The organism is Desulfatiglans parachlorophenolica (genome assembly GCF_055394735.1).
On record NZ_AP042460.1, the window covers coordinates 4,899,831 to 4,917,699 of the forward strand.

Annotated in this window: 16 protein-coding genes; 7 read left to right on the plus strand and 9 right to left on the minus strand. The window is 59.6% G+C overall.

The genetic code is table 11. The features are described from left to right. Positions 1 to 8: 8 nt before the first annotated feature. Positions 9 to 812 (plus strand): glycosyltransferase family 2 protein, encoded by an 804-nt coding sequence (locus ACZ500_RS22640; protein ID WP_464229685.1) that lies wholly within the window; start codon positions 9 to 11, stop codon positions 810 to 812. A gap of 82 nt (positions 813 to 894) precedes the next feature. Here the strand turns inward: ACZ500_RS22640 and ACZ500_RS22645 are convergent, their stop codons facing one another. From ACZ500_RS22645 to ACZ500_RS22655, 3 genes are all read right to left on the minus strand, one after another. Then, complete coding sequence (locus ACZ500_RS22645; protein WP_464229686.1) at positions 895 to 1,488, minus strand: Zn-ribbon domain-containing OB-fold protein; 594 nt, start codon at positions 1,486 to 1,488, stop codon at positions 895 to 897. 21 nt (positions 1,489 to 1,509) lie between these two features. Then, positions 1,510 to 2,946 carry a thiolase domain-containing protein gene (locus ACZ500_RS22650; protein ID WP_464229687.1) on the minus strand — a complete coding sequence of 479 codons (1,437 nt, stop codon included), beginning with the start codon at positions 2,944 to 2,946 and terminating at the stop codon, positions 1,510 to 1,512. Positions 2,947 to 3,209: 263 nt separating this feature from the next. Continuing rightward, positions 3,210 to 3,752, minus strand: a complete 543-nt coding sequence (locus ACZ500_RS22655) for a helix-turn-helix domain-containing protein (RefSeq protein ID WP_464229688.1) — start codon at positions 3,750 to 3,752, stop codon at positions 3,210 to 3,212. A gap of 174 nt (positions 3,753 to 3,926) precedes the next feature. On the opposite strand from ACZ500_RS22655, the gene ACZ500_RS22660 reads away from it, so the two are divergent. From ACZ500_RS22660 to ACZ500_RS22670, 3 genes are all read left to right on the plus strand, one after another. After that, entirely contained in the window at positions 3,927 to 4,133 is a 207-nt protein-coding gene (locus ACZ500_RS22660; RefSeq protein ID WP_464229689.1) for a hypothetical protein, read from the plus strand. Between the two features lie 270 nt (positions 4,134 to 4,403). Then, complete coding sequence (locus ACZ500_RS22665) at positions 4,404 to 5,555, plus strand: acyl-CoA dehydrogenase family protein (RefSeq protein WP_464229690.1); 1,152 nt, start codon at positions 4,404 to 4,406, stop codon at positions 5,553 to 5,555. Positions 5,556 to 5,819: 264 nt separating this feature from the next. Further along, the gene (locus ACZ500_RS22670) at positions 5,820 to 7,640 is read left to right on the plus strand and encodes an ABC transporter ATP-binding protein (RefSeq protein WP_464229691.1); all 1,821 of its coding nucleotides are present in this window, start codon (positions 5,820 to 5,822) and stop codon (positions 7,638 to 7,640) included. On the opposite strand, the gene ACZ500_RS22675 is transcribed toward ACZ500_RS22670, so the two are convergent. The 3 genes from ACZ500_RS22675 to amrA form a co-directional block, all read right to left on the minus strand. Continuing rightward, the gene (locus ACZ500_RS22675) at positions 7,630 to 8,706 is read right to left on the minus strand and encodes an MBL fold metallo-hydrolase (protein ID WP_464229692.1); all 1,077 of its coding nucleotides are present in this window, start codon (positions 8,704 to 8,706) and stop codon (positions 7,630 to 7,632) included. The two genes, ACZ500_RS22670 and ACZ500_RS22675, sit on opposite strands and share 11 nt — an antisense overlap. A gap of 61 nt (positions 8,707 to 8,767) precedes the next feature. Continuing rightward, a complete protein-coding gene (gene clpB / locus ACZ500_RS22680) occupies positions 8,768 to 11,350 on the minus strand; it encodes an ATP-dependent chaperone ClpB (RefSeq protein WP_464229693.1) in 2,583 nt (860 codons plus the stop codon). Between the two features lie 110 nt (positions 11,351 to 11,460). Further along, positions 11,461 to 12,048, minus strand: coding sequence for an AmmeMemoRadiSam system protein A (gene amrA / locus ACZ500_RS22685; RefSeq protein WP_464229694.1), 588 nt, complete (start codon positions 12,046 to 12,048; stop codon positions 11,461 to 11,463). 552 nt (positions 12,049 to 12,600) lie between these two features. Between amrA and ACZ500_RS22690 the strand changes: the two genes are divergently transcribed. The 3 genes from ACZ500_RS22690 to ACZ500_RS22700 all read left to right on the plus strand — a co-directional run bounded on the left by ACZ500_RS22690 (position 12,601) and on the right by ACZ500_RS22700 (position 13,883). Continuing rightward, the gene (locus ACZ500_RS22690) at positions 12,601 to 12,876 is read left to right on the plus strand and encodes a hypothetical protein (RefSeq protein WP_464229695.1); all 276 of its coding nucleotides are present in this window, start codon (positions 12,601 to 12,603) and stop codon (positions 12,874 to 12,876) included. Beyond that, positions 12,845 to 13,507 (plus strand): endonuclease III, encoded by a 663-nt coding sequence (gene nth / locus ACZ500_RS22695; protein ID WP_464229696.1) that lies wholly within the window; start codon positions 12,845 to 12,847, stop codon positions 13,505 to 13,507. The genes ACZ500_RS22690 and nth overlap by 32 nt, the downstream gene beginning before the upstream one ends. A gap of 106 nt (positions 13,508 to 13,613) precedes the next feature. Beyond that, on the plus strand, positions 13,614 to 13,883 hold the full coding sequence (locus ACZ500_RS22700; protein ID WP_464229697.1) for a hypothetical protein: 270 nt from the start codon (positions 13,614 to 13,616) through the stop codon (positions 13,881 to 13,883). Between the two features lie 7 nt (positions 13,884 to 13,890). On the opposite strand, the gene ACZ500_RS22705 is transcribed toward ACZ500_RS22700, so the two are convergent. The 3 genes from ACZ500_RS22705 to ACZ500_RS22715 form a co-directional block, all read right to left on the minus strand. Continuing rightward, entirely contained in the window at positions 13,891 to 14,811 is a 921-nt protein-coding gene (locus tag ACZ500_RS22705) for a glycosyltransferase family 2 protein (RefSeq protein WP_464229698.1), read from the minus strand. A 42-nt stretch (positions 14,812 to 14,853) separates the two neighbouring features. Continuing rightward, complete coding sequence (locus tag ACZ500_RS22710) at positions 14,854 to 16,257, minus strand: protoporphyrinogen/coproporphyrinogen oxidase (RefSeq protein ID WP_464229699.1); 1,404 nt, start codon at positions 16,255 to 16,257, stop codon at positions 14,854 to 14,856. A 103-nt stretch (positions 16,258 to 16,360) separates the two neighbouring features. Further along, positions 16,361 to 17,836, minus strand: coding sequence for a glycosyltransferase family 2 protein (locus ACZ500_RS22715; protein ID WP_464229700.1), 1,476 nt, complete (start codon positions 17,834 to 17,836; stop codon positions 16,361 to 16,363). Positions 17,837 to 17,869 lie beyond the last annotated feature (33 nt).

The window sequence follows — 17,869 nt, forward strand, 5'->3', positions numbered from 1 at the left end:
ACAGGCTCGTGAGATGTTTGCCGGTGACGGTTGTCATTCCGTGTTATAACTGTGGTGGGACCATTACGCGGGCTGTTCAGTCGGTCCTCGGGCAGACCGCGGCCCCCGCGGAGATCATTCTGGTCGACGACGGCAGCACGGATGACACAGGTGCGGTCCTCGATCGTTTGTCTGCTGACCCCGATGCGAGCGGAAGGGTGCACGTTTTTCATCTGCCATCGAATCAGGGCCAGTCCGCGGCGCGCAATGCCGGTTGGGATGCCGCCAGGGGAAAATATGTGGCTTTTCTCGATGCAGACGATGCCTGGCATGTCCGAAAGCTCGAGATTCAATACGGCTGGATGGCCTCTCGTCCTTCGGTTGTGGTCACGGGGCACCGCACGCTCCGGGTCCGGGGCGACGCCAATGAGGGCGCCTTTGACGGCCCTTTACCTGAGAATTGGTCTTTTTATCGGCTTCGCCCTCTGAAAATGCTTCTTTCGAACCGCATTCACATGCGGTCGGCGATGGTGCTTCGGGAGCTCCCACACCGCTTCGATCCCGAGATGCGCAAATGCGAGGATTACCTGCTCTGGCTCGAGATCGTTCTGGGTGGTCAGGAGGCGTGGCTGCTGGATCTGCCTCTGGCCTTCTATTTCAAGGCGCTTTATGGCGGCGGAGGCGTCAGCGGCGATCTTGCAGCAATGGAAGCCGGGGAGCTCGACGTATATTTGAGGCTTTATCGCTCTGGACGTCTTTCACTCATGGCGCTCCCGTTTTTGTGGATGATCTCCGTGTCGAAGTATGTCATGCGATGGGTTGTAAAGAGGTAGTTTCCGCTGCTGGTTCCGCAGCAGCGGCCTGCCACCTGGGTGACGGGATGGGCTGATTTCAGCCCTGTCCCGTCATCAGAGTTTACCCGAAGGTGAACCCCTTCGGCAGTTTGGAGGACGGAGTGCCTTCCGGGACCCAGGAGAGGTCCGTGATGGTGTAGGTCGGTTCGAGGGTCTGAAAGATCGGGACCACTCGCATGCCGATCTTGGGATCCCCGACCGAGAGGTAGCTCATGAGGATCGTCGAGACGCCGTCGAATTCGACGTTGATGAACCTGATGGGCTTGTCGAGGGTGTTGAAGGCCCCGGAGCGCTCACAGACCATGAAGGTGTGGATCCGGGCGGTCGTCTTGCAGACCTCGGTCAGGTCCACGACCGTGTTGCGGGACAGGCAGTCGGGGCAGTGGATCCGGAACGGCAGATAGACGGTGCCCGGGAATTCACAGTCCGGGTTGTCGCAGCGGCTGCCGTGGATCTTGCCTTTGGACAGGTTTTCGAAAAAGACGGCCTCGCCGCCGTAGGTATGGATATAGGTCATGCACCTCGGATTGGTCACGCCTACGAGATGCCATTTTTCGTCCTCGCTGCGGATCGGTGTGTTGGGGGTGATGGTGTGGAAGTCCCCCTTGATCTTGTATTGCCCCCTTCTGACAACGACGGTTCCAAATATGCTCATCGAGATGTCCTCCTCTCCTTATCAGGCATCGGGTTTCAAAAGATGATCCGGGTCCATGAGGATGGTTGCGGTGACGTGTGAGCCGACGCCGGCGTGGCTGATGGCCATGCCGCGCTTGGCGCCCTTCACCTGGAGGTCCTGCCAGTCGTCGGGCTTCTTGCGGTTGAAGGCCTTCCAGAGATCCGGATCCGCATGGAGCTCCGCCCACCGGTTCCACAGATGCAGCGCAACCTCGAAGGTCTGCATGATGCCGGTGGCACCCACCGCGTGCATGCAGCCGATCAGGCCGCCGGAGAGGTTCGACGGCAGACGGCCCGGCTTGCCCGTATGCGGGTTCGTGTGGTAGCAGTCGCCTGATTCCACGTAGTCGCGGCCCTCGCCGTAGGGCCGCAGGCCGATGTCTTCGTAGGTCTGGACGTCACTGATCGTAAAGGCGTCGTGGAGTTCGACCACGTCCAGATCGTCCATGGGGTTCTGGATGCCGGCCATCCGGTAGCCGTAGTAGGTGCACATCCGGGCGCCGAGGAAACCGGTGAAGCCCGGATAGCGTTCCCCGCCCGGGAAGCGCTCGCCGAGGTCGGCGTACTGCTCGGCTGTCTCGTGCGGGAGGAGCGGGATCTCCATGTGGCGCCGACAGGCCGGCCGCAGGGTGTGGCTTCCAGCCGCGACCCAGATCCTAAGCGGCTTGTTCTTGGTCCCCTTCGTCAGTTCCATGGCGGTCTCTTCGTCGCAGATGATGGCGCAGGCGGCCCCGACGCTCATCAGGCAGCAGTCCAGCGCGCGCAGCGGGTAGGCCACGACGGGGGATTTGAGGACGTCTTCGACGGTGATCTTCATCGGCGCCTGGGCAAACGGGTTGAACCGGGCGTAGCCGTGATGCTTGACGGAGATCTCCGCCAGGGTGCGGCGGAAGGAGTCTTCCTCGCGGCCGAAGACCTGCCAGTATTTCTGGGCCATGACCGCGTAGTACCCGGTGTAGATGTGCCCGAGCGGCGTCTCCCAGTCCTTGTCGGCGGCGCAGGAGATCAGGTGATTCCCCTCGTCCGTCGGGACCTCGTCCATCCGTTCCCAGCCCATGGCGAGCGTGCAGTCCGAGTAACCTGAAGCGACGGCCTTCACCGCCTCCCAGAGCGTCGAGCCGCCGGTGGCGCCGCCGGTCTTGACGCCGATGTTGCCGAGGGGGTCCAGGCCCAGGCGGTCGTGGATGACGGCCTCACCGAGGAGTTGATCGCCGAAGTGGTCCGCAAAATGGCCGTAATAACAGCTGTGGATGTATCGTTTCAGCTCGGCCGGGGTTTTGTCGATCAGGCGGGCGGCCATCGCCAGGGCGTCGATGCAGAGCTCCTCGGTCCGCTTTTCGGGCATGGCGCGGTCGAACTTCGACTGCCCGGCTGTGACGAGGTAAACAGGCCTCAAAAGTTTCGGTGTCTTCAATTGTCTGTCGCTGAAGGTAATCAAATTTCGTCCTCCTTTCTTTCCCAAGGCACTGCGGCGATGTCATCGGACCGCGTGCAATCCAAAAAAGAACGTTTTCACAAGCAAGCGGACAGGCAAAGGTTCTTGCCCCTTCCCCTTGTTCCCTGAGACGGCAGGCCTGCTGGAGGCCATGATGCACGATGCGATCGAAGGGTCGGCCACGGCCGCAACGCGGACCGGCAGCCGATGGACTGTGTGTTCGAGCGGGTGTTGAATCATGCCCGTACACGGGTCGCCTGCCCCGATTAAAGCGTCCCCACCCACAGGGCGACGGCTGCATCACTGCTGGTGTTGGCGATGCGCTGACTGCCGCTGTCGGTCCAGAATTGGACGGAGTCCCCCTGGTGGAGTTGAATGGTCTGGTCTCCGTGCAGGAGCTCCAGCGATCCCTTCAGGATGCAGAGGACCTCCTGGCCGTTGCGGATGCTTTTTCTTGCCGGAATGGATGCCCTGGGGTCGAGGATTAGGACGGCGCAGTCTATGACGGTGCGGTTTTCAGGGGCGAAAAAGCGCCTCGTAACGAAACCGCTGTGCGGAAGGTCCTGTTCGTCCCACTGGTCCTTGCGGATGACGGTCAGCCGCTCCTGCTCTTCGACCTGGTTCAAGAGATCTCCGGCATTGACCCCCAGCGCGCGGCACAGGCTGACGAGTGTATCTACCGAAGGGGAGTGCACGCTGTTTTCTACCTGGCTCAGGAACCCTTCAGAGATGCCGGCCTTCTGAGCCAGGGCCTTGAGGGTCATCTTCTGCTCTTTTCGATGGCGGCGAATCAGGGTGCCAAGGTTCATGCGGCGCTTCCCATCCGGATCTAAAAAATATTTTAGAAATACTTAATATTTGGTATACTGAAGAAATGAGGGGGCTGTCAAGCGAATTCAGCGGGTTCAAGTCGTTTTTAAATGGTGTCTATCCGGAAATGATTTCCCGGTACAACCAAGTTTCCAATCCGGAAATGAGGATTTTTGGCCAATATCAAGGAAATCAAGCGGTTGCGCGGAGGCGACCTAGTGGTCGCCGCACAAGCAAACGTGCAGATTGACGCCGAGATTGGCCAAAAAGACCATTTCCGGATGGAAACTAAATGGAATTTTATCATTACTCGATCAATCATTCCGCCTGGACACAGGCCTGGTCTACAAGTTTTGGTACTATGGGACGAAAAGGGTTAAGAGAGGTATTTGGAAAGTACTAAATATAATTTGCAGTAATTTAGCATATTCTTTTTTCTCGTTGACAACCATGGATGGCTATGGCTATATGATGCCCAGAATCAGGCCCCTCTGAGGCTGAAATGGTTGACAGGTCGTTTGATTGAACCCGCAGGCGAGAAGGCCGGGGGTTGCTGCGGGGGGCCGTCTGACCCCGCGATGCCCCGTGTTGATTGACGACAACGGGTGGTCGTCCCTCCGGAATGACCCCAATGATTGGAAGGAGGGCTTATGGATTTCAGTCTTTCCATGGACCAGGAGATCCTGCGCAAGTCTGTCCGGGACTTTGCCGAAAAGGAGATCAAGCCTGTAGCGAGGGAACTGGACGAAAGGGAGGAATTCTCCTACGAGACCATGGCCAAGATGGCCGAGATCGGCCTCTTCGGGATGTTCGTTTCCGAGGAGTATGGCGGCCAGGGTATGGACTACCTCTCTTACATCATCGCCACAGAGGAGATGGCGCGAGTGGACGGCTCCCACGCGGCTACCGTGGCAGCCGGGAATTCACTCGGGATCGGGCCGCTCTACTACTTCGGCAGCGAGGAGCAAAAGCGGAGATATCTGCCGGGGCTCTGCTCGGGCGAGGCCTTGTGGGGCTTCGGGTTGACGGAGCCGAACGCCGGCTCGGATGCGAGCAACTCCCGGACCAACGCGGTGCTCGACGGCAACTCGTGGGTCATCAACGGCAGCAAGATCTTCATCACGAACGCGTCGACCCGCATCAGCGCCGGCGCTACGGTCCTCTGCCGTACCGGCACGCGGGAAGACGGCAGGCCGGAGCTCTCCTGCATCCTGGTGGAGCAGGGAACCGCGGGCTACGAGGCCCGCGAGATGCATGGCAAACTCATGTGGCGCGCCTCCAACACGAGCGAGCTCTACTTCGATGACTGCCGTGTCCCGGAGGAGAATCGGCTGGGTCCGCGCGGGCACGGTTTTTACCAAATGATGCAGACACTTGACGGCGGGAGGCTTTCCATCGGGGCGATGGGGCTCGGGGGGGCGCAGGGCTGTTTCGAGATGGCCCTGAAATACAGCAAAGAAAGGGTTCAGTTCGGCAAGCCGATCGCCAATTTCCAGATCAATTCTTTCAAGCTGGCGGATATGGCCCTGGAGATCGAATGCGCGCGGCTCCTGCTCTACAAGGCCTGCTGGCTCAGGGACAACAACCAGTCGTTTTCCAAGCTGGCAGCGATGGCGAAGCTCCACTGCTCCGAGGTCATGTACCGGGCCGCCAACCATGCCGTGCAGTTGCACGGGGGTTACGGACTGATGAAGGAATACGATATCGAGCGTTTCTATCGTGATCAGAAGCTCCTCGAAATCGGTGAGGGGACCTCGGAGGTCCAGCGGATCGTCATCGCGAGATTGATCGGCGCCCTTTGAAACAGTGCGGCGCGAACGGCCGCAGCCGACCTGGCGGACCTCCTGAACCGTCCTTCTTCCCCTCCCTGGCTGGTTTCTGTATCGATGTCGGGAGCTGAGCTCGGGCACTATGCAGGGTTTCAGGCCCTCTTAGCAGGAGGCGTGACGGGCTTCAGAGAGGCCCGGGCTCTTGATGGCGAAATTCGTCGTGCCCCGAGTTTGAAAAAGATCGGCATGACGTGGACCCGAGAAGAGCTCCGGCCGAACGAATAACTTAAAGACACCATGCTGAATTTTATTTTGGGGAAAGAGATTGCCGGGTACGTGCGCCGGCACAGGGGGCTTGTTGCCTGCGCCTTGGTGTTGACGGCGGTCTCGGCTGTGTTTGTGATCGTGCCGGCCTATCTCCTGCAGCCCTTCGTCGACGAGGGGATGAAGAGCGGGGTGGATCCGGTTTCCTGGAAGATCCCCTGGATCACCTTTGAAGGCGGGTCCTGGACGGATTGGCGCAAGACGGAAAAGGTCATTGTCGAAAACGTCTCTCCCAATCATCTCCTGGTGATATTGACCCTGGTCGCCTTCGCCGCCATCTTTTTCAAATCCATCACCACCTACCTGAGCGGATTGGCCGCTGCCGCCTTTTCGAACCGGGCTGTGCGCTCCCTCAGGATCGATCTCTTCGAAAAGTTCGTCAGTCTGCCCCTGAGCTTTTACAACAAGCGGAAGTCCGGTGAACTGATCGCGCGATCGACCGCCGACCTCACGGTCATGCAGCAGCTGATCTCGGACATCCTCCTCGGGCTGATCGAGCATCCCATCACGGCCCTGGTCTTTCTCGTTTATCTTTTCTTCATGAACTACAAGCTGACGCTCCTGGTCTTCTTCGTGGGGCCCGTGATCGTTGGCCTGGTTCGGATGTTCGGCCGCAAGGTCAAGAAGCACTCCGGCCGGGTTCAGGATGCAACCGCCGAGGTGACCGCCGTCTACCAGGAAAGCCTTGGCTGCATGAAGGTGATTCAGGGTTTTTTCCGGGGGGGGGATGAGGCCGGCAAGTTCCGGCGCTATGCCGAAGAACTCTACCGCAAGGTGATGCGCTGGAACCGCTGGCACCTCGGGCTCGGCCCCATGATGGATTCCGTGGTCTTCCTCATCCTGCCGGGGGTCCTGATCGCCGGGAAGATTTATTTCCACCACTCGCTGGGCGAGCTGATGTCCATGGTTTACGCTTTTTCGCGGGTCTACAGCCCTGTGAAGCGCCTGGCCCTGGTCAGCAACAACCTGCGGACCCTGCAGGGGGCCACCGCGCGCGTCTTTACCATCCTCGAGATCGTTCCCGAGATCCAGGACCGGCCCGGGGCGCGGGAACTCCCCCGGCACCGGGAATCCATCCGGTTCGAAGATGTCCGGTTCGGCTACGACCCGCAGGAAATGATCCTGAAGGACCTCACCTTCGAAGCCGAGGCAGGGGAGATGGTCGCCTTCGTGGGATCGACCGGCGCCGGCAAGAGCACGCTCCTCGATCTGGTGCCGCGTTTCTACGATGTCTCCGGGGGGCGCATTACCATCGACGGCTGGGATATCCGCGAGGTTACCCTCGAATCGCTCCGTCGACAGATCGGGATCGTCAACCAGGAGACGCTGCTCTTTCACGACACCATCGCCAACAACATCCGTTTCGGCCGGCCTGATGCACCGGAGGCCGACATGTTTGCAGCGGCCTTGGCCGCCAACGCCCACGATTTCATCATGGCGCAGCCGAAAGGGTACGAGACGGTCATCGGCGACCGGGGCACGCTGCTTTCCGGCGGTCAGCGGCAGCGGATCGCGATCGCCCGCGCGATCCTGGTCGATCCGGCCATACTGATCCTGGACGAGGCGGCCTCGGCCCTGGATGCGGAGAGCGAAAGGATGGTGCAGAAGGCGATCGACCACCTCCGCGGGACTCGGACGATCCTCGTCGTGGCCCACCGTTTGAGCACCATCCGCAAGGCGGACCGGATCTATGTCATGGAGGGCGGGCGGATCATCGAATCCGGCACTCGCGAGGACCTGTTGGCCCGGAAGGGCCGTTTCAGCCAGCTCCACGACATGCAATTCATCGAATGACGGGGGATCCGGGTGGCCCTCCTGCGGCCGGGGCCTGCTCCACGAAGCCGGTCCGGGCGCCGTGATAGGCCGCCTGGGCCTCTTCGAGCAGCTCCCCCTCGCGTCCGGTGTAGCGGGGGGAGAAGTGGAAAAGCTGGAAGCTCTTTGCGCGGGCGGCCCCTGCCAGCGCCCCGGCCTCCCGCGCGGTGAGGTGCCGGGTCTTGCGGGCGACGGCAATGTCCCGATGCAGAAAGGCCCCCTCGATAAAGAGGATGTCGGCATGGGCCGCAAGGGCGGTGATGCGAGAGGCGTTTTCCGCGGAGCCCACGGCATCCGTCACGTAGGCGATCTTCATTCCCGGCCCTGACCGCGCGATCCGCTCCGCCAGTATCCCAATCGGAAAGACCCTTTCTTCCCATCCTTGACCCTGATTTTTCCACGTCACCCGGAAGGGCTCGCCCGGGTCCGGATGTTCCTGGAGCCTTGCCTTGAACCGGGTGAGCCAGGGGCCGACCGGGAGCCCCAGCGCCTCGACGCCTTCCTTGATGATCTGCACCTTCATCCGCTCCTCCATCGCGAAGGCGAGGCAGGGGATTCTGTGGTCGAGAATGCAGGCGGAGACCGCGAAGTCGGGTTCCACGAGGATTGTGGCTCCATCCGCCTCCTCGATGAGCGGCGGCCTGGAGGCGTCGAAGGCGTTCCGGGACGAAAACCCGATGGTGTGGGTCTCGCCGGGGTGAATCTCATGGACCTCGAAGGCGAGGACATGCGGGTAGGTCTGGATCAGGTTCCAGTGGTAGCCGGCCAGCTTGCCGGATACACGGCGGCTGAAGTCCGGCGGACCGTAGAGGTGCAGCGTCTTTTCGCGGCCGAGCAGGACCCGCAGGATTGCGTCGAAACCGACGAAGTGGTCGACGTGGGCATGACTGACGAAGACATGGCTTACCTTGAGGAGGTCGCGGCGCGAGAGACGTCTGAGGTCGCCGAGGTCGAAAAGAAGCGCCCTTCGCTTGAACCGGAAGGGAACGAAGAGCCCCGGGTCTTCCAGCGGCGGATTGATGAGCCTTGGCAGAAAGGATGGTTTCATCCAAAAGGAGGCCTGGACATCCCGCCTCCTTGCGGCGGAGGGATGTCCGGGCGGTGAAAGTTTACCGGAAGACGATCTGGCCATCCTGCAGGTCGACGATGACCTGGTCTCCTTCCTTGACCGATCCTTCCAGGATCTTCACGGCCAGGGGATCCTGGAGGAGGCGCTGGATGGTCCGCTTGAGCGGCCGCGCGCCGTACACGGGGTCGAACCCGGAGCGGGCGATGAAGGCCTTGGCCGCATCGGTCAACGAGAGGGTGATCTTGGTTGCCGCCAGGCGTTTGGCCAGGAGGTTCACCTGGATCTCGACGATCTTCTTGATTTCCTCGGTGCCGAGGGAGTTGAAGATCACGATCTCGTCGATGCGGTTCAGGAACTCCGGTTTGAAGGTGGCCCGCAGCGCTTCCATGACGCGCCTTTCGGCCTCTTCGGGGTCCCTGCCGCCGAGTTCCTGGATCCACTGGCTGCCGACGTTGCTGGTCATGATCAGAACCGTGTTCTTGAAATCGACGGTGCGCCCCTTGCCGTCTGTCATCCTGCCGTCGTCTAAGATCTGCAGCAGCACGTTGAAAACGTCCGGATGGGCCTTTTCGATCTCGTCGAAGAGGATGACCGAGTACGGGTGCCGGCGGATGGCCTCGGTCAGGTAGCCCCCTTCCTCGTAGCCGACGTAGCCGGGAGGGGCCCCGATCAGGCGGGCGACGGAGTGCTTCTCCATGTACTCCGACATGTCGATCCGGACCATGTACTGCTCGTCGTCGAAGAGAAACTCGGCCAGCGCTCGGGCCAGCTCGGTCTTGCCGACGCCCGTCGGGCCCATGAAGACAAACGACCCGACCGGACGGTTGGGGTCCTGGAGCCCCGAACGCGCCCGCCGCACCGCGTTGGACACGGCGACGATCCCCTGCTGTTGCCCGACGACTCGCTGGGCCAGGCGGTCTTCCATCTTGAGGAGCTTTTCCCGTTCCCCTTCCATCATCTTGGCCACGGGGATGCCGGTCCACTTGGCCACCACCTCGGCGATGTCTTCGCTGTCGACCTCCTCTTTGAGCATTTTCTGCCCGGTTTGCAGCTCTTCCAGCTTGCGGTTTTCCTCGGAAAGTCGCCGTTCGAGTTCGATCAGCGTGCCGTAGCGGAGCTCCGCCGCCTTGGTGAGATCGCCCTGCCGCTCGGCGAGTTGCGCCTCCGAACGCGTGGTCTCGAGCTTTTCCTTGATGGCGCGGATGTTGGCGATCGCCTCTTTTTCCCGCTTCCAGTGGGCGATCATGCCCTCCGTCTCGGCCTTGAGCTCGGCCAATTCCTTTTCGAGCTTCTCGAGCCGGTCCTTGGAGGCCGTGTCCTTTTCCTTTTTGAGGGCCTCCCGCTCGATCTCGAGCTGAGTGATCTTTCGCTGAATGTCATCGATTTCAGCCGGCATGCTGTCGATCTCGATCCTCAGGCGCGATGTGGCCTCGTCGATGAGATCGATGGCCTTGTCCGGCAGGAAGCGGTCGGTGATGTAGCGATGGCTCAGGGTGGCGGCGGCCACGAGCGCCGAGTCCTTGATCCGCACGCCGTGGTGGACCTCGTATTTCTCCTTCAGACCGCGGAGGATCGAGATGGTGTCCTCGACGCTCGGCTCCTCCACCATGACGGGCTGGAAGCGCCGCTCGAGCGCGGCGTCCTTCTCGATATACTTGCGGTATTCCTTGATGGTGGTGGCGCCGATGCAATGGAGTTCGCCTCGGGCCAACGCCGGCTTGAGCATGTTGGAGGCGTCGACGGCGCCTTCCGCCGCGCCTGCTCCGACCATGGTGTGCATCTCGTCGATGAAGAGGATGATCTCACCCTGACTGTCCGTGACCTCCTTCAAAACGGCCTTCAACCGGTCCTCGAACTCGCCGCGGTACTTGGCCCCGGCGATGAGGGCGCCCATGTCTAGGGCCACGACGCGCTTGTCCTTGAGGGTCTCGGGGACGTCGCCCTGAACGATCCGCTGGGCGAGACCTTCGACGATGGCGGTCTTGCCGACACCCGGTTCGCCGATCAGGACAGGGTTGTTTTTGGTGCGGCGGGAAAGGACCTGAACGACGCGGCGGATCTCGTCGTCCCGGCCGATCACCGGGTCGAGGGTCCCCTTGGCGGCGATGGCGGTCAGGTCCCGGCTGAAGCGGTCGAGGGCCTGATACTTGTCTTCCGGGTTCTGATCCGTGATGCGTTGCCCTCCCCGGATATCCACGAGGGATTTCAGGATGGCGTCGCGGGTGACGCCCGACCGCGCGAGGATGCGGGCGGCCTCCCCCTGGGATTCGTCGGCGATGGCAAGCAGAATGTGCTCGAGGCTGACGAATTCATCCTTCATCTGCTCGCCTTCCTGGAAGGCTTTGTCAAGGACGGCCTTGGTCCTGGGCGAGATGTAGGCCTGCCCATAGCCGCCGCCGGAGACTTTCGGCATCTTGTCCAGGGCCTCTTCGAAGGTCTGGGTGAGCTGCTTCTGATCCGCCCCGATCTTCGCCAGCAGCGGCGGAACAACGCCTTCCTTCTGTTCGAGGATGGCCCTTGCAAGGTGCTCCGGTTCGATCTGCTGATGCCCGAAACGCTCGGCGAGCTGCTGTGCGACCTGAACGACTTCCTGTCCCTTTAGGGTAAACTTATCGAAACGCATAGATCCGGTTCCTCCTGGGAATGATTCGAGGTGAGGTGCGTTATTGTCTTACGCTCAATTCGCTCTAAAAGTTAGGAACGATCGGGCTGTATGTCAACAAGCGTACGGGATCAGGATCTTTCTTCGAAGGCCTGCACCTGGTAGATCAGGACCTCCAGACCCCCTTTGCGCCAGGCCTCCGGGTCCAGTCCGGCCTTCATACACAGGTGGGCCAGGAATTCCTCTTTCCGGGGCAATTGCTCCCAGACCTGCGGGAGAAAGGTCGCCTGGTGGTATCCCTTTTTGAGGATGACCCCGTCCACCCCGGGCCTCAGTTTGGCGAGGAGGTCGGCGGCGCTGGTGTAGGTCAAGGGTTGGGGTTCGGTCAGGACGCTGACCTCGATCGCGATCCGGTCGAGTTCATCGGCCGACAAAGGGCGGAAGCGGGGGTCCCGGAAGGCGGCGCTGAGGGCGTTTTCACGGACGCTCTCGATCAGCGGCGCTTGGGCGGTGATATGTCCGATGCAGCCCCTCAATTGCCCGTTCCTGGTAAGGGTGACGAATGTCCCGCGGCGCTCCTGAAAGACATCGGTATTCAGCCGGTCTGCGCTTGCGCCGGACTCTGCCGGGGCTGTGTGCAGGGCCCTTTCGATCGTTCTGCGAGCGACGTCGATCAGATAACGCCCCTGTTCCGGGGTCAACTGGTCCTCGCGTTCCATGCGGCATGTCCTTTCCCGTGAATGACACGTCTTGACAGTTGCGGAGTCCTCTCGGTGCGAAAGACGACATTGGAAAAGAGATCCTCCACCAGGGATGGAGTCCCGGCCTCCCGGAAATCCTCAGCGTCTTCGACATTCACATCATCATAAGACGATATACCCCGGTGTCAACGTTTCTTTGCCGGCCTTGCAGGTGCCCTTGACGCGGTCCTGAGGATTTCTCCGGTGGCTTGACAGGCGTTGTATGCTCTCCTTATACTCGCTCGAAGCCGGGGGCTCCGTTCAAAGGATTCAGTCCCGCCCTGTCGGGGCGGGTCCCGGTTTCTTCACACCCTTCGGATGCTCAGCCCCACCGGTGCGCTGCGGACCGCGGCGTCTTCGCTGATCATGGGGGTTTGCTTTCGCGCTCCGAAGGCCGGTCCCTGTTTTCGAGGATAGAGAGGAAATCGGGCATGGCAAGGAGATGATCTGAAAGACCCCGCATTCTTTGAACCATGGGGCTGATGTTTTTGCTGCTGCATTCGGGCACAGTAAGGTAGTTTCCATCCGGAAATGGTCTTTTTGGCCAATCTCGGCGTCAATCTGCACGTTTGCTTGTGCGGCGACCCACAGGTCGCCTCCGCGCAAACGCTTGATTTCCTTGATATTGGCCAAAAATCCTCATTTCCGGATTGGAAACTGAGTTCTACCGCGAAATCATTTCCGGATGGACACAAGGTTATGATTGGCGGCATGAATGGTCGAAGAGAAGATCGTCAAGCGATCGAAGCAATCCCCTATCGAAAGGACATCGACCGTGGCCAAGCCAAAGAAAGTAGAAAACCGTGAGGAAAAGCGTGAGCGCGCAGCGCGGATCTTCGAGATCCTCGATCCGCTTTACACCCAGGAGAAGACGGCCCTCAAATTCGAAAACCCGCTCGAACTGCTGATCGCTACGATCCTGTCGGCTCAATGCACGGACAAGCAGGTGAACCAGGTGACCGATAAGCTTTTCCGGAAATATCGCTCCGCCGAGGATTACGTGAAGGTTCCCATCGAGGAACTGGAGGAAGACATCCGCCCGACCGGCTTTTTCCGCAACAAGGCCAAGTCTGTCAAAGGCGCCTGCAAGGGGTTGGTGGAACGGTTCGACGGGCAGGTGCCCGGTACGATGGAGGAGCTTCTGAAACTGCCCGGTGTGGGCCGGAAGACCGCCAACTGCGTTTTGGGGGCCGCTTTCGATGTCCCGGGCGTCGTGGTCGACACCCATGTGAAACGCCTGGCGCAGCGGTTGGGCCTCACAACCAACACGGATCCCAACAAAATAGAAGCCGATCTTGGCGGCCTCCTGCCGCGCGAACGCTGGCGGCGCTTCTCCGACATCCTCATCTACCACGGGCGGGAAATCTGTAAGGCCCGCAATCCTGCCCATGAACGCTGCCCTGTCGCTCATCTTTGTCCGGCTGCAAAGACGACGTAAACGCTGACGGGGAAAATTCGGGTCCAGCTGATCTCCGTGTCCCTCTGGGTTTTTGTTGCTTGGGCGACTGGAAAGCAAGCTGCCAAAACGCAAACGCTTGATTTCCTTGATATTGGCAAACCGGGACCCGCCGCGAAGCGGTGGGACTGAGCACGCGAAGCGTGTGAAGAAAAAATCCTCATTTCCGGATTGGAAACTGGGTTGTACCGGGAAATCATTTCCGGATGGACACGAATGGAAAACGGGGTCATGCTGGATGAAATCTTTCGGGATGCGTGCTATCCCCGGGATTGGTCCGCCCTTTCGATTTGAAAACAAGACGATTTGCAGAAGGCAGGCCTACGAAATAGGGTTTTCAGGAGTAAACGCGATCTAAGAAGGGGTCAGTCGCGATCTTTGACAGGTCGTCCGTAAATGGTTGTGATCAGATGATTTCTTAGAGACTTGGTGCGGCCGCTCAGGAACAGGTTTTTGAAAAGAAGCCTGCGGATAGGAGGTGGAAGTTTAGGCTTTGAATTGTCGCGCATCAGCCACCCTTTTCGGATCCCCGTCCAGGCAGGCCCCAGGATTTGCTCGGAGAGATGACGACCTGAAAGGTCGACGATGGCCACCGAAACGAATTTGAGAGTGAGGGCAAAGCAGAAGGGCATGTCCAAGTGTCCCCATGCTGTCCAAAGAAGATTGCGGATTTCGTATGCGAAACGCCTTTTTGAAGGGGCCGGCCGGGGCCCGAGATGACAGGCGGTCCAGCCGGGATGGAAAACGACACGGTACCCGTTTCGCCACAGGTTGAGAGCCAGTTCCAGGTCGTTGAAACAGAGGAAAAAATCTTTGTATCCACCAACGTTACGGAATGCCTGTGTGTTGATGAGCATGCAGGCGCCGATCGCGTTGGGCCAATCCGTGACCGTGCGGATGCCGTCAATGATTGCACCCCATTCGGATGTACCCGTTTTCTCACTGATGACGTTGAATGCGGTCAGTCCGATCGACGGCGTGTGTGCCGCAAACGCATAGGCTTGTCCGAGGGCGTCGTCGTGAATGAAGCAGTCATCGTCGAGGATCAATGCCCATGGGGTCCTGGCGGCTGCCATGCCCCGGTTCCAGGCGATGCAGCCTTCGTTGGTGGTCGAGGCGATCCATTGGATGTCAGGGTAGCGGACCCTGCCCTCTTCAAGAGTATCATCCGTGGAGGCATTGTCCACCACGATCACTTTTCGAATCAGGGGAGAGGACCTCAGTCGATCGAGATTCCTGAAAAGGACCGGTTTCCGGTTATAGGTGACGATAACCACGTCGATCATGTCAAGAACCAAAAAAGCGCGTGCCCAAGGCCGTTCTTCCCTTCAGCGTTTAGCGCCTGATGGGTGGGGGGCGTTGACAATCTCCGGGTACCATAGGCTCAATTCCTCGCCCATGTCCAGGAGGCTGTTGACGCATTCGACGCCCTGCATCAGACTGTGATCCATATTTCCCACCTCATACCTCCACGCCCCGAATCGCCCGCGTGACAGAATCCCCTGGTTCTCGAGCTTCCGGAGAAGGGGGAAGAGCTCCGCGTCTCGCCCGACAGTGGGGACAGGGTAGCCATAGGGGAGACGGCGGTGCCAGGCGTGGTGGATGGATGACCGGTCGGCGATCAGGTGCGTGTTGAGTGTTCCCTGGATGGCTGAATCGATCACCTTTTCCGGTTGGTGATCTGTAACCGCCGTTTTCGTGTCCTCGCTGATCTCGAGAAGCAGGGACCAGAAGCGGTCGGCATCCGGTACGTTGTTTCGGGAGTAATTGCTGAAAACCGTAACGCGATAAAAAGGGCAATCACTTTCGGGAAAGTACATCCAGCACTTGTCCGCAAGCTCCTCAGGCGGATTTCCGTTCAGAGCGAGTCCCACGACATGCGTGGCGGTGTGTGTCAAGCCGGTTCGGCGCGGCAGGCTGGAATCCCCTTCGATCAAGGCGAGCAGTTGGTCCAGCGGTATGGAACTGATGAGCCGGTCATACCCGTCGGTAGATCCGTCTTCGAATCGAAGGGTTTTTTTGGCGGGATCGACTGTGACGGCCCTTTTTCCGAGAAAACACTGATTTTCAGGGAGGCTTGCAGCCAAGGCCCGCCATATGGATCCGGTTCCTCCGATGCGCGGGAAACGGAATTGGGCGTTCGGTCCCCATGTGCGCTCTTCCTTTTCAAACACCAGGCTCTGAAGGACACTGGCCAGGTCAGTCGGGGCGACGCGCTCGCCGATCCAGTTCCAGTCCATCTCTTCGAGAGGATGGGCCCAGACCTTGAGGTTGTAAGGTCGCATGAAGCAGTCCGCCAGGCCGCGGCCGAAGTTCGCCTCGATCCATTCATCGAAATGGCGGGGCGGGGCTGCAAGAGGGGTGTTGTGGATCTCCAACAGGCCCTGCAGGCACTGCCAGAGAGCCTCTCTGGGCAGTTGGCGGATATTGCGCTGCAGGGGATAGGCGACGAAGCGGTTCCGGATCCAGATCCAGGACTCGCGGCGGTGGGAAACCCAGCCGTCGGATTCGTCGAGAAGTTTCGCCATCAGACGCTCGAAGTATCGGTAATGGGCGAAGAGGACGTGGCCGCCGTAGTCCCACCAGAACCCCTCACTGTCCTGCTCGGAGCCCGCCAGGCCGCCCCAGTCCCGACCCTGTTCGTAGAGGGCCCAATCCATGTGTCCGAGTTCTTGTAAGCGCCAGGCTGCACCCAGGCCGCAGGGGCCTCCGCCGAGGATGATGATGCGCATAAGCAGATCCGCTACGTCTTAGCGTTAAAGGCTCAGGAAATTGGGTTGTGCTGGATGAATCATTTCCGGATGGAAACTACATAACATAGAGATGCAGTCCATGTCACGAGGGATCGAGGTCGGTGGTCTCGGGCATGCGCCAGATCCTCGCCGGTGGGGTGAGCAGCGCTCGGCAGACATCCCAAAGCGTTTTGAACGAGCTGTGAAGCAGTAGCGGTACGTTCAGTCGCTGGATCGTGATCGTTTCGCCTTTTTCATAATTCACTTTCGCGATAGGGAGATTGGTCAGCGCAAGGAATCTGGGCGTGACGGCCGGAGTGATCAGCAGTGGCCTTGCCCTGCTCATTCGCCGGATCGAGGACAGAAGCCGCATCTTGTCGATCGTGGCGACGCTGCCGGATGCGGTGGGCCTGAACGTCAAAAGATGGCTTCTATGGAGAAAAGACGGCCGGTCTTTCCACGGGGCTTCGGGTACGATAAGGTGCAAGCGAAACACGTTTCCCTGAACGAGGAGCTGAGCAAAAAGCGGCTCGGCGCTTTCGATCATGGTTTCTTGAGGTAAAAAAACAAAAATGTCCTCAGGCTTCCGGACTTTTATAAATCTTGCGAGATCGGATTCCGGTAAAGCGATGCCCTTCCTGCCATAGCGCCCCCTGAAAAAATCGTCGATCGCTTCCGAGAACGCCTCGGACACGGCGGTTTCAGACCGAAGACAGTTGTTTGCACCGATCAGATGGAAGCGCAGGATCATTCGTCCCAGGATAAGCCTTCTTTTCAGACCGTTGCAGTAATGGTTGAAAAAGCACAGACCGTTGCGGGCGCGGTAGTAGTTCCTCCAGATGACGGACTTGTCGGACGTCCTGCCTGCCCAGCTGGGATGAAAAACGACGGAATCGTGGGTGGCCAGGACCTTGTATCCGAAGGTCTTGAAGCGTACACCCCATTCCATATCATCCCAATAAATAAAAAAATCCTCGTGCCACAGCCCGACGTTTTTTACGGCGGAGGTCCTGACGAGCAGCGAGCAGGCGGCGACATAGTCGACCTCTTCGATGCTGTTTGTCCCCCTCTGCTGCTGAGGGGTTCCCCTGTTTTGAAGGATGTCGCCGCGCCGGTAATCGATATAAGCCCCGATCTCGATCAGATCTTCGGGATTCTGCTGGTCGAGGATTTTGGAGCCGCAGACAGCTGCGTCTGGGTGGGATTCAAGAACACGGACAAGCATGTCCAGAGACTCAGGGGGTACGAGAACATCATTGTCCAAAAGCCACAAGTAATCGGCGCTCGGTCTATTTGACAGGACCCAGCGCATACCCGCGTTGAATCCACCCGATCCCCCGAGATTTTCTTCGTGCTTCAGGATATGGACGTCTGGATAGGTCAGGCGGACCCGTTCAACGGTTCCGTCAGTCGATGCGTTGTCGACGAGGACCGTTTCGAGGCGATCCGCCGGGTAATCGAGTTTGGAAAGCGCTTCGAGGAGATTGACAACGTCCTCCTTTTTGTTCCATGTGACGATGATGATGGAGATGAAAGGCGCCGGTTTTTCACTCTGCTGGTAAAGTGTCCTGGATGCCAAAAGATGCCGCTCCTGTCATGTAAATCGCGGGGA

Coding starts and splice junctions, on each gene's coding strand:
- ACZ500_RS22670 (WP_464229691.1), top strand. CDS start 5,820: ATGCTGAATTTTATTTTGGGGAAAGAGATTGCCGGGTACGTGCGCCGG.
- ACZ500_RS22705 (WP_464229698.1), bottom strand. CDS start 14,811: ATGATCGACGTGGTTATCGTCACCTATAACCGGAAACCGGTCCTTTTC.
- ACZ500_RS22655 (WP_464229688.1), bottom strand. CDS start 3,752: ATGAACCTTGGCACCCTGATTCGCCGCCATCGAAAAGAGCAGAAGATG.
- clpB (WP_464229693.1), bottom strand. CDS start 11,350: ATGCGTTTCGATAAGTTTACCCTAAAGGGACAGGAAGTCGTTCAGGTC.
- ACZ500_RS22690 (WP_464229695.1), top strand. CDS start 12,601: ATGGTCTTTTTGGCCAATCTCGGCGTCAATCTGCACGTTTGCTTGTGC.
- ACZ500_RS22645 (WP_464229686.1), bottom strand. CDS start 1,488: ATGAGCATATTTGGAACCGTCGTTGTCAGAAGGGGGCAATACAAGATC.
- ACZ500_RS22665 (WP_464229690.1), top strand. CDS start 4,404: ATGGATTTCAGTCTTTCCATGGACCAGGAGATCCTGCGCAAGTCTGTC.
- ACZ500_RS22710 (WP_464229699.1), bottom strand. CDS start 16,257: ATGCGCATCATCATCCTCGGCGGAGGCCCCTGCGGCCTGGGTGCAGCC.
- ACZ500_RS22675 (WP_464229692.1), bottom strand. CDS start 8,706: ATGAAACCATCCTTTCTGCCAAGGCTCATCAATCCGCCGCTGGAAGAC.
- amrA (WP_464229694.1), bottom strand. CDS start 12,048: ATGGAACGCGAGGACCAGTTGACCCCGGAACAGGGGCGTTATCTGATC.